A 14122-nucleotide genomic window follows, 5' to 3' on the forward strand; every position below is an offset into this window, starting at 1 on the left:
ATTATGACTTTTTGGCAAACTATAAAACACGATTTTACCGAGCCATCTCGCCAAGATCCGGCGTGCAATAGCGTATTTGAGGTGATTTTTTGCTATCCGGGTGTGTGGGCGCTGATAAATTATCGTTTCGCACACTGGTTTTATGAGCGCAAATTTCGCCTTATCGCGCGCATAATCTCAGGCATTACGCGCTTAATCACCGCTGTGGATATCAACCCAGGGGCGAAAATCGGCAGTGGCGTGTTTTTTGACCATGCGGCTGGTTTGGTTATCGGCGAGACGGCGATTATCGGCGATAATTGTTTGATTTATCAAAATGTAACCCTAGGTGGCGTTAGCTTGGAAAAGGGCAAACGACACCCTACCCTAGAAAACGGCGTAGTCGTGGGAGCCGGGGCGAAAATTTTAGGCAATATCACAATCGGAGCGCACTCTAAAATCGGCGCAAATTCTGTCGTGATAAAAGATGTCCCCGCAAACTCCACAGCTGTGGGCGTGCCAGCTAGGATTTTAGGCGAGTGCGACAGCGATCCGCTAGCGCATAACAAACTCCCAGATATCAACAAAGAGCTGATGAAATATCTAATCAAACGAATTGAAATTTTAGAAGATTGCATACAAAATGGCGATAAAAATCTCTGCGACAAAGAAAAAGAGATCAACCAAGAGTATGAAAACTATCTAAAATCACTTAAATAATTAGGGGGAATAATGAGAAAAATTTTGATTTTGCTTGGAATTTGCGGTGCGTTAAACGCTGGGGAATTTAATAATCTTAAAATAGAAACAGTTAAAAAAATATATCAAAATCAAGAAAATTTTGATAAAATTTGTGGCGAAATTTGCACAAATTCTTTAAAAATCGCATTTTTGAAAGATGAGGAATTCGCAAACGGAGAGATTGGTTGCCTAGATTATGCTCCTACAATCTCTGGGCAAGATGTTTGCGATAACCCAGAATATAAATTTGAAATTTCAAAATTTGGCGATGTAGAGGTGGAGCAAATTTGCAAAGGTTGGACGCCAGAAAGTCAAAAAATAATCTATAAATTAGAGTGCGGTGAAGATGATTGCAAGATAAGTGATATTTACAATACCGCAAACTACGAAGGCAAAGACGAAACTTTCAGCGTCAAAGAGATGATTTATGATTGTTTAAAAACACACCAAAAGGAGAAAAAATGAAACTTGCTTCACGCATAAACAGACTAAGCGAAAGCCTAACAATCGCCATTAGCACACGCGCAAAAGAGCTTAAAGCTAGTGGAAAAGATGTGATTATTTTTAGCGCAGGCGAGCCTGATTTCGATACTGCACAAGCTGCGAAAGACGCAGTAATCGAGGCTATGGAGAGGGGTTGTGGCAAATACACTCCAATCCCTGGAACAAATGAAATTTTAAATGCAGTCGCACACAAACTAAAACGCGATAATGGCCTGGATTACAAACCTAGCCAAATCATCACAAATGTAGGGGCAAAACACTCGCTTTTTAATATTTTTTCATGTTTGATAGATGATGGTGACGAGGTTATAGTGCCAGCGCCATTTTGGGTAACATATCCTGAGATTGTTAAATTTTGCGGCGGCAAACCTGTCATAATCGACACAAAGCCAAAAAATAAATACAAAATCACAGCAGATGAATTAAAAGCAGCTATCACTCCACGCACGAAAGCGCTTAGCCTTTGCTCTCCGTCAAATCCAGCAGGAGCTGTGTATAGCAAAGATGAGTTGGTGGCGATCGCTGAGGTGCTAAAAGGCACAGATATCGCTGTAATCGCAGATGAAATTTACGAAAAAATAATTTTTGATAAAGAATTTGTAGCTTGTGCAAGTATCAGCGAGGATATGTTTAATCGCACTATCACCGTAAATGGCCTTAGCAAATGTGGCGCAATGCCTGGGTGGAGATTTGGCTATACAGCGTGTGCGAACGACGAGCTAAACAAAGCTATGAAAAAACTTCAAAGCCAAAGCACGAGCAATATTTCAAGCATAGTCCAAGCAGGTGCCGTGGCTGTGCTAGAAGGCAAGGCCGATGAGTATATCGCTATGATGAATAAAGAGTATCAAAAACGCCGTGATTACGCCGTAGATGCGATAAATGCGATAGATGGTCTTAGCGTAGTCAAACCTGACGGCGCGTTTTATCTATTTATCAACTGCGCCAAGGTAGAAAAAGATAGCATGAAATTTTGCACAAAACTGCTAGATGAGGCACTTGTAGCGACCGTGCCGGGCGTGGGATTTGGTATGGACGAGCATTTTAGGATTAGTTATGCTTGCTCAATGGACGAGATAAAAGAGGGAATCGCGCGCATAGCAGAATTTGTGAAAAATTATAAATAAGCTAAATTTGCGAAATTTAAAATTTCGCAAATTTTGTAAAATTTGGGAGAAAATATGGCAAATTTTAAAAATTCACTTATGATGACTTTGGTAAATACAGAGACAATCCCTGGAAAAGAGATCGAGCAGGTTTTCGGCGTGGTGAGTGGAAGCACAGTCAGAGCTAAGCACTTCGGACGCGATATCATGGCGAGCCTGAAAAATATCGTAGGTGGCGAGCTAGTAGGATATACCGAGCTACTCGAAGAATCGCGCGAACAAGCAATCGAGCGCATGTGCTCTCAGGCCAGAGCCATGGGGGCAAATGCGATTGTAAATTTGCGATTTTCCACTAGTTCGGTTGCGGCTGGTGCGAGTGAAATTTATGTCTATGGCACGGCAGTTTTGGCAAGGTAAGCTATGAGCGATATTATAATATTTCTTATTTTGCTTGGGGTTGGATATATCTTTGGCAAGCAAGCTGAGGTGCGCCATTTCGCTAGAATTCGCAAAAAAGAGACTCTGTTTTTACACATACCCACCACAAACTCAAAACACCCATTGCTAAATTCGGGCAAAATCGAAAGGGTGAGATTTGTAAGCGGAAATGTGGTTATAAGTATTGATTATTTCAAGCGAATTTACGCCAGCGTGATAAATTTTTTCGGTGGCGATGTTGTGCCGTATGAAAGCCTGCTAGACCGCGCTAGACGCGAGGCTGTGATTAGGCTAAAAGAAAAGGCCTTGGGCGCGGACGAGATTATAAATTTGCGCATAGAAACAAGCTCGATAAATCAAACCACGAAAAATGTCGGAAGCGTGGAAATCCTAGCCTACGCTACGGCGATTTATTACGCCAAAGAGCCAAAACAGGCGAATTTCAATGGCTAAATTTATTCTCTCGCAAAACGAGGGCGAACAAAATTATTCCAAAGAAAATCATGCTATAAATTTCCTAGCCCTTGGCGTGGGGCTTGTCGCAGTTATCGCGTGCGCGTTTTTCGCGCTAAATATTTTCGTGGGCGTGGCTGTGAAATTTATCCCAGAGGGCAAAGAGTATAAAATTTTCAAAGCCAGTGAAAGCGAGCGTGTAATCGAGCCAAAACACGAGAAGCTCGTCAGGCAAATCCGCACCCTAACCTCACGGCTAAATTCATGCGCCAAGGTCAAAAACGAATATTTCATCGTGATAAACGAAAGCAAAATCCCAAACGCAAGCGCAGCCCTAAATGGCGCACTCACGGTTAATACCGGGCTTTTTTCGCATATTAAAAGCGAAAATGGGCTAGCCTTTGTTTTAGCCCACGAGCTAGCGCATTTTAAGCACCGCGATCACATAAAAGGTCTAGGAAATGGCGCTGTAATGGCGATTTTGTTCGGTTTTAGCGATGAGAGACTAAGCCAAATTTTAGGCGGAGCGATTGCTGGCAAATACTCGCGCTCGCAAGAAGCCGCTGCCGATAGCGAGGCGCTTAGGATTTTAAACTGCGCTTATGGGCATATCGGCGGTGCAGATGAGTTTTTCGCTAGCGCAAAAAAGCTTGGTGATAGCGATACCTTTATCAATCTTTTTGAATCGCACCCACTTTTGCAAAAGCGCATTGACGCGATAAAATCATCAAATTTTGGCACGCAAAATACAATCAAACTCAATGAAAATTTAAGCGAAGTAGTGAAATTTAAAAGATAAATTTGGCGTTAAATTTGCAAATTTAACGCCGTTGAAATTTAGCTAAATTTATTGTTTTTTGAAGAGTGCGCAGCTTTTTTCGTTGCCAAGAGAGCAGGCTTTTTGGTGAAAAGCTATGGCTTTTTGATTGTTTTGTTGCAAATACTCGCCTTTGGCAAACATATTTCCGATTAGTCCGCACGCTGGGGCGTAGTTTAGATCGCAGGCTTTTTCGTAGCTAGCTATGGCCTCTGGTATGTTTTGGCGGTATGCGTTGCCTTTTAGATAATAAAACCCTAGATTATAGCACCCGCTTCCCTCGCCTAAATCGCAAGCTTTTTTGGCTAATTCGATAGCTTGGGTTGTGTTGCTATAAACTGAGCTGTCGTAGTAAATGTAGCTTAAATTTACACATGCTGGGGCGTAGCCACTATCGCAGGCTTTGGTATAATACCTAATCGCCTCTGGCTCCATTTTAGCCACGCCAAAGCCGTTGTCAAACATAACGCCTAGATTGTAGCACGCATACGCGCTTTTTAAATCACAAGATTTTTTGAAATACTTTTGCGCTACTGGGTCGTGGCTGTTTTCGAAGTATTTCATACCGACATTTAGGCAGCTTTGAGCATCTTTTGCGTAGCATTTAAGCTCGTCTTTTTTAGCCACGCCCAAAAGCGCTCCCACAGCGCAGAGCGCTAGCAAAACCAAGATAAAAACATATTTTTTGTTCATTTTTATTCCTTACAAATCAAATTTGATAATTTTTTCATATCGCGCGCTAGGCGTTTGTTTAGCCAAATAGCGTTGTAAATCCCATCTTCGCTTAGCGCACCGCGATTGATTGCACGAAAGCTCTCACCCTCACCTATTTCGCGCGGTATTTTACCGCTCTCATCAGCCTCGTAATCACTTAGCCAAATTTTACTAGAATAATATCTGCTAAGTTTTTTGATAAGTTTTTGCGAATTTTTATACTCATCAAGGGCGAGTTCAAATGCGTCTAGGCATCTTTGCACTTTTGCCAAAACCTCGCTCATCTGCTCTACTCGCTCTACTCGTTTTATCGCTTAGCCTAAATTTATTCTACCGGGACAGTGTATTTGCGAGGAGTGCCATTATCCACCTTTGGCTTTTTTTCCGTAGCTGGTGGCTCTTCTCTTTTTAGAGAGTCGATATCCACAACCCAACGCTTCTCTGAATTTTGCGCGATAGGTTTTTTCGTGCTATCTTGTTTGGAGGCGTTTTGTTTTTTCTTAATTCTTTTTGTTTTTTTAGGCGGTTGTTTGGAGCTGTCTTTGACTATCGGATATGGCTCCACGCGCGGTTTTGGCTTGTTTTGGACACACCCTGCTAGCCCTAAACAAACGGCAAAAATAACAAAGGAATTTAAAATTTGACTTCTCATATTTTCTCCTTTTAAAAAGCCTTGATTTTACAAAAAAAGAATTAAAAATTTAATAAGATTATAGCGAGAAATAGAATAAATTTTGCAAATTTAAGAGGGAATTGCCCCTCTTAAATTTGCCTTTTAAATTTGCGCTAGGCAAGCTTACATCATACCGCCCATACCGCCCATGCCACCCATATCTGGCATTGGAGGAAGAGCTGGTTTGTCCTCTTTGATTTCGCTGACTGTCGCTTCTGTGGTTAGTAGCATGCTAGCGACTGAAACCGCATTTTGCAAAGCTACGCGCTCTACTTTTAGCGGATCGATGATTCCAGCGCTATACATATTTGTAAATTCGCCACTTGCAGCATTAAAGCCTTGCGCCTCATCGCTTGCGTTTTCGACTGCGTTTGCGATTACGCCTGCGTCATATCCAGCGTTTTCTACGATTTGGCGAAGTGGAGCATAGAGAGCTCGTTTGACGATATCTGCGCCGATTTTTTGATCGCCACTTAGATCTAGGCTGACATTTTTGCTAGCTTTGATTAGCGCAGCGCCACCGCCGATTACGATACCCTCTTCGACAGCTGCTTTTGTTGCATTTAGTGCGTCATCGACACGATCTTTTTTCTCTTTCATCTCAGTTTCGGTTGCTGCGCCTACTTTGATTACGGCTACGCCACCGCTTAGTTTTGCAAGGCGTTCTTGCAATTTTTCTTTATCATAATCGCTTGTTGTCTCTAAAATTTGAGCTTTGATTTGTGCAATTCTAGCATCTATTGCGCTTTTTTCGCCTACGCCATTTACGATTGTAGTGTTGTCTTTGTCGATTACGATACGCTCAGCCTGACCAAGATCAGCCATATTTGCGCTTTCTAGCGTTCTGCCTAGCTCTTCGCTTACGACTGTTCCGCCTGTAAGGATAGCGATATCTTCTAGCATTGCCTTTCTTCTATCGCCAAATCCAGGGGCTTTTACCGCTGAGATATTTAGCACGCCACGAAGTTTATTTACGACCAAAGTCGCAAGCGCTTCGCCCTCGATATCCTCTGCGATGATTAGAAGTGGTTTGCCTGTTTTTTGCACTTGCTCTAAAACCGGAAGCAAATCTTTTAAATTTGTAATTTTTTTATCGAAAAGTAAAATTAGCGGTGAGCTAAGCTCTACTAGCATTTTTTCAGGGTTTGTGATGAAATATGGGCTTAGATAGCCTCTGTCGAACTGCATACCCTCGACCACATTTAGCTCGTCGTTGATTGATTTTGCTTCTTCGACTGTGATTACGCCGTCTTTGCCGACCTTTTCCATAGCCTCAGAAATCAAATCACCCACGCTCTCATCGTTGTTAGCTGAGATTGTAGCGACTTGGGCGATCTCTTTTTTGCCACTTACTGCTTTTGCAGATTTTTTTAGCTCTTCGATTACGGCTGCGCTAAATTTATCCATACCGCGTTTTACTTCGATAGGATTTGCGCCAGCTGTTACATTGCGTAAGCCCTCTTTGAAAATCGCGTGAGCTAGCACTGTCGCAGTAGTTGTGCCGTCGCCTGCCTCGTCGTTAGTTTTACTTGCGACCTCTCTAACCAAGCTTGCGCCCATGTTTTCGAGAGTGTCTTTAAGCTCGATCTCTTTTGCTACGCTTACGCCGTCTTTTGTGATAGCAGGTGCGCCAAAGCTTTTTTGAATAAGCACATTGCGACCTCTTGGTCCCATTGTTACTTTAACTGCGTCGTTTAGTTTTTTTACGCCTGAGTAAAGTTTGTTTCTAGCTTCGTCTGAGAAAAAAATTTCTTTTGCCATTTTGATTCCTTTTATTTAAGTATTCCTAAAACATCTTCTAAATTTAAGATAAGATATTTCTTATCATCGATTGTGATATCCGCGCCAGCGTATTTTGCGAACGCTACAACATCGCCAAGTTTTACGCTATCGCACTCTGTGCCGACAGCCACGATTTTGCCAGTTGATGGCTTTTCTTTTGAAGCGTTATCTGGGATAATGATACCGCTAGCTGTGGTTTTGGTCTCTTCCTCGCGCTCGATTAAAACGCGTTTTCCAAGTGGTTGAAAATTCATTTTCGTCCTTTCTAAATTAGTTTTGATTTTCTAAAAGTTGTCACTCTGTATCTTTGAGTGCTAGATTATATGCAAAATTTGATTTTTTGTCAATAGTTTTAGGCTAAAATTTTGCTTAAATTTTAGCCTAAATTGCGAATTTTAAATTTTAGTTTAAAGCCGATTTTACCGCTTCGCTTAGGCGTTTGCCATCGACACTGGCGCCGAATTTTTCTTTTGCGGCTTTCATCACGCGCCCCATATCTTTGGCACTCGTTGCGCCAAGCTCGCCAAGCAGTGCGCTCAAAGCCGCGCTAAGCTCGTCATCGCTAAGTTGTTTTGGCAGATACGCGCCGATAATTTCGGCCTCGCCAAGCTCTTTTTGCGCTAAATCCTCGCGCCCACCGGTCTTGTATTGCGCTGCGCTTTCGTTTCTGCGCTTGATTTCGGTTTGCAAAACACTAAAAACCCTCTCATCGCTTAGCGTAATTCTCTCATCAACTTCGATTTGTTTAAGCGTAGAATTTAGCATACGCAAAGCGTCTCTGCGCACCGTATCACCGGATTTCATAGCGGTTTTGATATCTTCTAGAATTTGCTCTCTTACCATTTTTTCTCCTTGATAAAATTTGGGTATGATACTATTTTTGGTTTTAAAATTTAATTCTTAATCGCCAAATTTTGCATTAAATTTATACACACGCCCTCTCGTAATCCATCATCAACGACTATAAAATCCGCGCCGCTACCGCTAAAATCGCTCAAAATCGCTTCTAAAAGTAGCGCCCCAGCCACGATAACCTCCGCCCTATTTTCGCCCATTGCCTCATCGGCTTCGCGCTTTGAGAATTTCAAAATTTGCCCTATTGCCCCAGCAAAATCGCTAAATCTCAAAACGCTTCCATTGATTTTGTCTGCGTCGTAATCTTTGGCACAAATTCCCAATTTAAGGGCGCTTATCGTGGTTGGCACACCGCTTGTGAGCACGATTTTTCCTGCACCAAAACTGCGCAAAAACTCCCTTGCGCTTCTTGTCTGTTCTCTTGCGATTTGGCTAAATTTGGCGTAATTAAATTTTTGTAAAATTTCAGGATTTTCGTTACAAAATCTCACAATGCCAAATTTAAAGCTTTGTCCAAATTTAGCACTGCTTATCTCTGTGCTAGCCCCACCAAGGTCGATACTGACGGCATTTTGCGCTTTGATACCTAAAATTTGAAGTCTGTTTTCGATACCAAGCCTGGTCAAATTTGTCTCTCTTTCGCCGTCGATTATGCTAAATTTTACGCAAAATTCTTTGTAAAGTTTTTCGAAAAATTCTACGCTATCGCTGGCGACACGAAAGGCTTCCGTCGCCACAGCGGCGTAAGGCAGGCTAAATTTGGCATTTTTAAAATTTCGCGCGCAAGTATCATCAAAATCCAAATTTCGCGCGCAGGTATCCCCGCTCTCTAAATTTTTAGCACAACTATCCAAAATCTCTAAATTTCGCTCATAAATCAAATCCGAAAGTTCTTCTAAAATTTCGCCCAAAGCCCGCCAAATACGCTCTTTGGCGTCATTTTGCAAAGGTTTGTTTGCCACTAATCCCCTAGCCGAGCCGACTATGCGCTCGCTAGATTTAACTATCTCAAAGCCCACCCCAGCGCGCTTCATCACGCATGCGCGCAGTGTATTCGAGCCCAAATCAAAGCCTAAAACCATAAATTTCTCCTTACCTTTTTTGGTTATAATAGCGAAAATTTTCTTAGGAGTTAAAATGCTACTTGGAGTAAATATCGATCATGTCGCGGTTTTGCGCGAGGCACGGGCGATGAACGACCCTGATATCTTGATGGCGGCATACACCGCAATCAGCGCGGGTGCAAATCAAATCACACTTCATTTACACGAGGATCGACGCCATATCAACGAAGATGATATCGCCGATATCGTGCGCCACTCAAAGGTGCCTGTAAATGTCGAGTGTAGCGGTGGGAGCGAGCTTTTGGAGATTTTGGTCAAGGCTAAACCATATCGTATCACGCTAGTGCCACACTCTGGCGAGGATTGTGGGCTAAATCTGCACTCTGAGCAAATTGCGAGCGATATCGAGTTTTTGCAACACTCGGGCGTGCGCGTGGGGCTGTTTATCGAGCCTGTGCGCGAAGTAATCGACATGGCAAATGATTTTAATGTCCGCTCGATCGAGCTTCGCACCGGCACATACTCTGCGTTGTTTGCGACGATTAGGTCAAATTTAGCTTTTACGCCACATGCGATAAAGGCGTATAATCTCCCGCTTGATACGCTAAAATCGATGTTAAAAGATGAAATCTCCAAGCTTCGCCACATGAGCGCGTATGCCAAAGGGCTAGGTATGAATGTAACTGCTGGTGGGGGTCTGAACTACCAAAATGTCTCTGCGCTCGTAAAAAACAGCGAAATTTCGCTCGTAAATATCGGTCAAAGTATCATTTCGCGCGCGATTTTCGTAGGGCTTGAAAATGCGATAAAAGAGATGAAAGAGGTGATAAGGTAGCCAAATTTAGGTTACCTTGATTTATAGAATTTTATTCTAAATTTAAAATTTTATTCACCCCAAGCTTTTCGTTCAAATTTGCCATAAAATGGTTTGATTTGCTGTTTGTTAAGTGGGATATCCAAGTCGATTTTGAACAAAATTGCCTCTTTTTTGCTAAAACCTTCGGTTATAATCTCGTGATTTAAGATTTTTTGCGAGATGTCATTATAATAACTTTCGCCACCAATCAAAACACCATTATCTATATTTGCAGTGCAGTTTATTTTGGTATCTGGTGGATAAGCACTACTTTTAATTTCATTTAGTAGATTTCCGTTTAGATCAAATTCTTTAAAATCAAATCTGCCTTCCGTTTCATCATCAAATCTTTCCAAAAATGTAATCAACAAAAAACCGTTTTTAAATTTGGCTATTTTAAATTTTGCAAACTGTCCATGAACTCTATTTTCAGGCACAAATAAAGCGAGTTGTTTTTGTAAAATTTGATTAAAATTTTTATCATAAACTATTAGGTATGGAAAAAATTTATTTGGCGCGGTATATTTGTGTGCAAGAAGCAAAATATGATTATTTTGGCAAATAGCGTCATCTACAATAAATTCTTTATCTAAATTCAGGCTTTTTATCAAAACATTTTGTCTAAACAATTTTTTGGATTTTATATCAATGCGTGTATCGTCGCATAATCTGAGAATATCAAAAATTTTAGGAAATTGAAAATTTTTTGAGATTTTTTTGGTTGAAATAGAAATTTGATTTCCGATTTTGTCTAGTTTGATTGTTTTTTCTTCGCCATTTTCATAATCTGTGATAATCTCGTAGCCTTCATCGTTTGATATTATACTTTTAATAGAACTATAAGAATATCGTTTTTGGTTCCAAAAGATTTTTTTTTGCAATTTTTCTGTTTCTTTTTGTTTTAAAACTATGATTTTTTGCTCAATCTCCTTTTGTTTTAATTCTTGCTCTTTTTGCTTTTGTATTGCAATTTGATTACTATAAAACGAGAAAAAATTAGTTATCAAAATAGCCATAACAGCCAAAATAGATAACAAAATTAGCCCAAATTTTTTGTTTTGATCTTTCATTATCTTATGCTAACTGCGCTTACATAATATGTTCTACCGCCCAAAAATCCGACAAAAAATCTTTGTTTGTCATCGGATAATGCGATATGAGAAGCGTATGCTTGTGGAAAAAGATATGTTTTTAAGACTTCGTTATTTGAATTGAGTAATTCGAGTGCCTCGCTTTCGTATTCATCTCCTACATCATAATGCGAAACATAAAAATAAAAAAGATCTAAATTTTCCAAAATGCCAAATTCTTGATACATAAAACGGTATTTATCTCCAAAAGTCTGTATAATCTCAAATTTATCGATATCAAAAATAACAAATTTACCTATTTCTGCATAATACGCTTTTTTGCCGTCTTTTGAAATTTTCATCTTCCACGGTGAAGATTTGTTTTGTAAATTTTGCTTGACGCATTTTATGTTGTTTGGATTTGAGACATCAAAAATATAAGCTCCACCGTATGTCATAAATAAAATTTCATAATTATTGATGAATTGCAAATCACCATTTGCGATTTCTTGGAGGTTAATCATCAATTTCATGTGGAAATTTTCGCTATCAACATACGAATTTCCGTTTAAATCTGCGCCTGCGTGATATTCATCGAGTTTAATGATATCGTTTTGGATATCCAAGCTAATAAGTCCATTATTGCTCATAGCAAATGCTGTTTGATTATCGTTTGATAATATCACTCTGTGTGCAGTATAAATCGGATAAGACGACACGATTTGCATATTGGCAAAATCTGTTGTATCGATTTTGTAAATTCCACTTTCTGGATCTGCCATAATGATAAATTTACCATCACTAGATGGCGCCAAATCAATACTTGCAATGCGACCGTTGTGTTTGTATTTGAAAAATCCAAGTGGCTGTATATCATCGGGATTGGCAATATCAATTACAGCAAAGCCATCTTTGTTGCTACCTGAAACATATAAAATATCGCCTATTTGCGTAAATTCTCGTGGGTGAAAATGGACTTGGACTGAATTTGCAATTAGCTCTTTGTTGTAAATTTTGGTATAAATTGTTTTGTTTTCTTTTGTGTTTTTACTTAAACTTTCTAACTCTTTTTTTATGGTTTCAATTTCATTTTTTGTATTTAAAATATCATCTTTTGTTGCAGGATTTATAGGAATTTGTCTTTCATAGATTTTTTCGTTATTTTGCTCGTTTTCTTGCACAAAGTATTTGAAAAACAAAAATCCAAACGGCACTATAACTAAAACAAATATCACAAAAAAGACAAATTTTTTAAAAATTAATCTATTTTTATCCAACATAACTAACCTTTAAATTTGCAAATCTAACTCAGCTTTATATTTAGCAATTTTTTCATTTAACTTTGTTTTTTCTTCTAATTTGTGGGTTAAATCTTTGAAATTTGCAATTTCTACTTTTAGTTTTTCGTTGGCAGAATTTTTTAATTCGTCCATTTTATTTATTGCTTGTTCTATTTGTTCAAAAGCCGATTTTAGGGTTTCTAAACTAAGTGTCGCACTCGAAGATAGATTAAAAATTTCCTCTGTTTGTTCGTTCATTGTCTTGGCATTTTGCAAGATTATCTCATTTGCCAAATCAGCACTTTGTTTGGTAGCCGTTGCGACTTGTTTTTGATTTTCTAGCGATATTGCCGTCGCAACACCGATTTCAAGGGCTCTTTTGGTTACAATTTTGATATTTGAGATTGCATCGATAAGCTCTAAATTTGTGTTTATAATTTGATCACTACTTAACAGACCTTGTTGCGTTACGGCTAGTATCTCATAAATACTTCTTGTTTTTTTTCTCAAATTTAAAAGAACATTATTTTCATAAAATTTGCGCTCATCTAGCGAAAATTTATCCAAATTTTCACTTATTGCATCGATTAATTTTCCAAATACAAAACCTTTTCTTTGGAGAGAAATTGCACGGTTTTTGTAAAATTCCCTATCGTTTAGAAGTATCAAATTATCATCTTTTAAGAGTTTCGCTCCATTTTGCAAATTTTCGCAAATTTCTTCTATCGCACCTTTTGCGCTTTGGAATTTTTTAAGATAACGATTTATTGGATTTCCGATAAATGGGATTAAAGATAGAATTTTACTTGGTTTAAATGTGCTTGGATTTAGTTTTGATAATTGTTCATTTAGCTTAATTATTGATTTGCCAATATTCGAAACATCGCTATTTTCTATATTTTCTAGTTTGCCGATTTTAGAAAGCAAAATTTCTGATTGATTTTCCAAATTTGAAACATCATCAATAATCAAATTTTCTAAAATTTGGTGAATTTCACCAGAACTTTTTCCTGATAAAAATGTCAAAAGTTCGGTAGCTTTTTCGTTGATTTTAGCTTTTTCTTCGCTATTTAATTTGTCTTCAAAAACAAAATTTTTATCATCAATCTCTTTGTTTAGTAAATTTTGTTTGATTAATTCTAATTGCATTATTTCTCCTCATTTATTTTTTTCAAAATTTCAGCAGTTCGTTCAAGCTCTATTTCGGTGATTTTTTGCTCTTTTTTATTATTATTCATCTTTAAAAATTCATCGATATAAATATCTAAAAGAGATAAAAACTTTTCATTTTGTTTTTTTATATCATTTGAGGCATGATTTGTTTGACCGACTATACTTTCGCCTTTTGATACAACTATTTTGCGAGATAAATTCGAAATGTAGATTTTTAGTGTTTTGTTTAGCAAAGATAAAATTCTCAGCGAAGCAAGGCTTAATTGAGAAAAATTTTGATTAACAAAAGTGCTAATAATTTCAATTTTTTCAAAAATATTATTGTTTCTATCAAGATTAAAATCATTTATTATTTGATTTTTATAAAGTTCAAATTTTTCTTTTTCTCTTTCAAATTTATATGTTTTTAAAGTCGATTTAAATTTGATATAAAATACAATCAACCAAATCAAACATAGCATTAATAAAATTGTAAAAATATCTTGTCCTAAATTTGTTTTTTCTATGAAATATAGCCACATAAGATAACTATATAAACAAGCAAAAACCACAAAAAAAGTCCAAAAGAAAAATGGCTTTTTTCGCAGAAAAAAGATAAATTGATCAAAAAACATAAA

The 14122-nt window shown here is 38.4% G+C and carries 18 protein-coding genes; 7 read left to right on the forward strand and 11 right to left on the reverse strand.

Features of this window, described 5'->3' with window-relative positions; genetic code table 11:
- Positions 1-3: 3 nt before the first annotated feature.
- The 6 genes from cysE to OFN73_RS00180 are packed head-to-tail and all read left to right on the forward strand — an operon-like array spanning position 4 to position 4020.
- Complete coding sequence (gene cysE / locus OFN73_RS00155) at positions 4-699, forward strand: serine O-acetyltransferase (RefSeq protein WP_270861698.1); 696 nt, start codon at positions 4-6, stop codon at positions 697-699.
- Between the two features lie 12 nt (positions 700-711).
- Complete coding sequence (locus OFN73_RS00160; RefSeq protein WP_270861699.1) at positions 712-1185, forward strand: hypothetical protein; 474 nt, start codon at positions 712-714, stop codon at positions 1183-1185.
- On the forward strand, positions 1182-2351 hold the full coding sequence (locus OFN73_RS00165) for a pyridoxal phosphate-dependent aminotransferase (RefSeq protein WP_270861700.1): 1170 nt from the start codon (positions 1182-1184) through the stop codon (positions 2349-2351). The genes OFN73_RS00160 and OFN73_RS00165 overlap by 4 nt, the downstream gene beginning before the upstream one ends.
- Before the next feature lie 54 nt (positions 2352-2405).
- Positions 2406-2747: a YbjQ family protein gene (locus OFN73_RS00170; RefSeq protein WP_270861701.1), complete on the forward strand. Its 342-nt coding sequence runs from the start codon at positions 2406-2408 to the stop codon at positions 2745-2747.
- 3 nt (positions 2748-2750) lie between these two features.
- Entirely contained in the window at positions 2751-3221 is a 471-nt protein-coding gene (locus OFN73_RS00175) for a YbjQ family protein (RefSeq protein WP_270861702.1), read from the forward strand.
- Positions 3214-4020 (forward strand): M48 family metallopeptidase, encoded by an 807-nt coding sequence (locus tag OFN73_RS00180; protein WP_270861703.1) that lies wholly within the window; start codon positions 3214-3216, stop codon positions 4018-4020. Before OFN73_RS00175 ends, OFN73_RS00180 begins: the two co-directional genes overlap by 8 nt.
- Before the next feature lie 48 nt (positions 4021-4068).
- Here the strand turns inward: OFN73_RS00180 and OFN73_RS00185 are convergent, their stop codons facing one another.
- The 7 genes from OFN73_RS00185 to OFN73_RS00215 all read right to left on the reverse strand — a co-directional run bounded on the left by OFN73_RS00185 (position 4069) and on the right by OFN73_RS00215 (position 9144).
- Positions 4069-4731, reverse strand: a complete 663-nt coding sequence (locus OFN73_RS00185) for a tetratricopeptide repeat protein (RefSeq protein ID WP_270861704.1) — start codon at positions 4729-4731, stop codon at positions 4069-4071.
- 2 nt (positions 4732-4733) lie between these two features.
- Positions 4734-5036 carry a DUF4298 domain-containing protein gene (locus OFN73_RS00190; protein WP_270861705.1) on the reverse strand — a complete coding sequence of 101 codons (303 nt, stop codon included), beginning with the start codon at positions 5034-5036 and terminating at the stop codon, positions 4734-4736.
- A gap of 41 nt (positions 5037-5077) precedes the next feature.
- Complete coding sequence (locus OFN73_RS00195) at positions 5078-5404, reverse strand: hypothetical protein (RefSeq protein WP_270858876.1); 327 nt, start codon at positions 5402-5404, stop codon at positions 5078-5080.
- Positions 5405-5548: 144 nt separating this feature from the next.
- Positions 5549-7186, reverse strand: coding sequence for a chaperonin GroEL (gene groL, locus OFN73_RS00200; protein WP_270861706.1), 1638 nt, complete (start codon positions 7184-7186; stop codon positions 5549-5551).
- A gap of 11 nt (positions 7187-7197) precedes the next feature.
- A complete protein-coding gene (groES, locus tag OFN73_RS00205; protein ID WP_270858878.1) occupies positions 7198-7461 on the reverse strand; it encodes a co-chaperone GroES in 264 nt (87 codons plus the stop codon).
- 148 nt (positions 7462-7609) lie between these two features.
- Positions 7610-8050, reverse strand: a complete 441-nt coding sequence (locus tag OFN73_RS00210; protein WP_270861707.1) for a GatB/YqeY domain-containing protein — start codon at positions 8048-8050, stop codon at positions 7610-7612.
- 50 nt (positions 8051-8100) lie between these two features.
- Entirely contained in the window at positions 8101-9144 is a 1044-nt protein-coding gene (locus OFN73_RS00215) for a Ppx/GppA phosphatase family protein (RefSeq protein ID WP_270861708.1), read from the reverse strand.
- A 55-nt stretch (positions 9145-9199) separates the two neighbouring features.
- Between OFN73_RS00215 and OFN73_RS00220 the strand changes: the two genes are divergently transcribed.
- On the forward strand, positions 9200-9961 hold the full coding sequence (locus OFN73_RS00220) for a pyridoxine 5'-phosphate synthase (protein WP_270861709.1): 762 nt from the start codon (positions 9200-9202) through the stop codon (positions 9959-9961).
- Between the two features lie 50 nt (positions 9962-10011).
- Here OFN73_RS00220 and OFN73_RS00225 read toward each other — a convergent pair whose 3' ends face one another.
- Genes OFN73_RS00225 through OFN73_RS00240 form a run of 4 tightly spaced genes read right to left on the reverse strand, consistent with a single transcriptional unit; the run spans position 10012 to position 14119 of the window.
- The gene (locus tag OFN73_RS00225) at positions 10012-11052 is read right to left on the reverse strand and encodes a hypothetical protein (RefSeq protein ID WP_270861710.1); all 1041 of its coding nucleotides are present in this window, start codon (positions 11050-11052) and stop codon (positions 10012-10014) included.
- Positions 11052-12332, reverse strand: a complete 1281-nt coding sequence (locus tag OFN73_RS00230) for a hypothetical protein (protein ID WP_270861711.1) — start codon at positions 12330-12332, stop codon at positions 11052-11054. Before OFN73_RS00230 ends, OFN73_RS00225 begins: the two co-directional genes overlap by 1 nt.
- A 9-nt stretch (positions 12333-12341) precedes the next feature.
- The gene (locus OFN73_RS00235) at positions 12342-13481 is read right to left on the reverse strand and encodes a toxic anion resistance protein (RefSeq protein ID WP_270861712.1); all 1140 of its coding nucleotides are present in this window, start codon (positions 13479-13481) and stop codon (positions 12342-12344) included.
- Positions 13481-14119, reverse strand: a complete 639-nt coding sequence (locus tag OFN73_RS00240; RefSeq protein WP_270861713.1) for a hypothetical protein — start codon at positions 14117-14119, stop codon at positions 13481-13483. Before OFN73_RS00240 ends, OFN73_RS00235 begins: the two co-directional genes overlap by 1 nt.
- Positions 14120-14122: the final 3 nt, after the last annotated feature.

It is taken from the genome of Campylobacter sp. JMF_14 EL1 (genome assembly GCF_027737585.1).
Classification (GTDB): Bacteria; Campylobacterota; Campylobacteria; order Campylobacterales; family Campylobacteraceae; genus Campylobacter_B.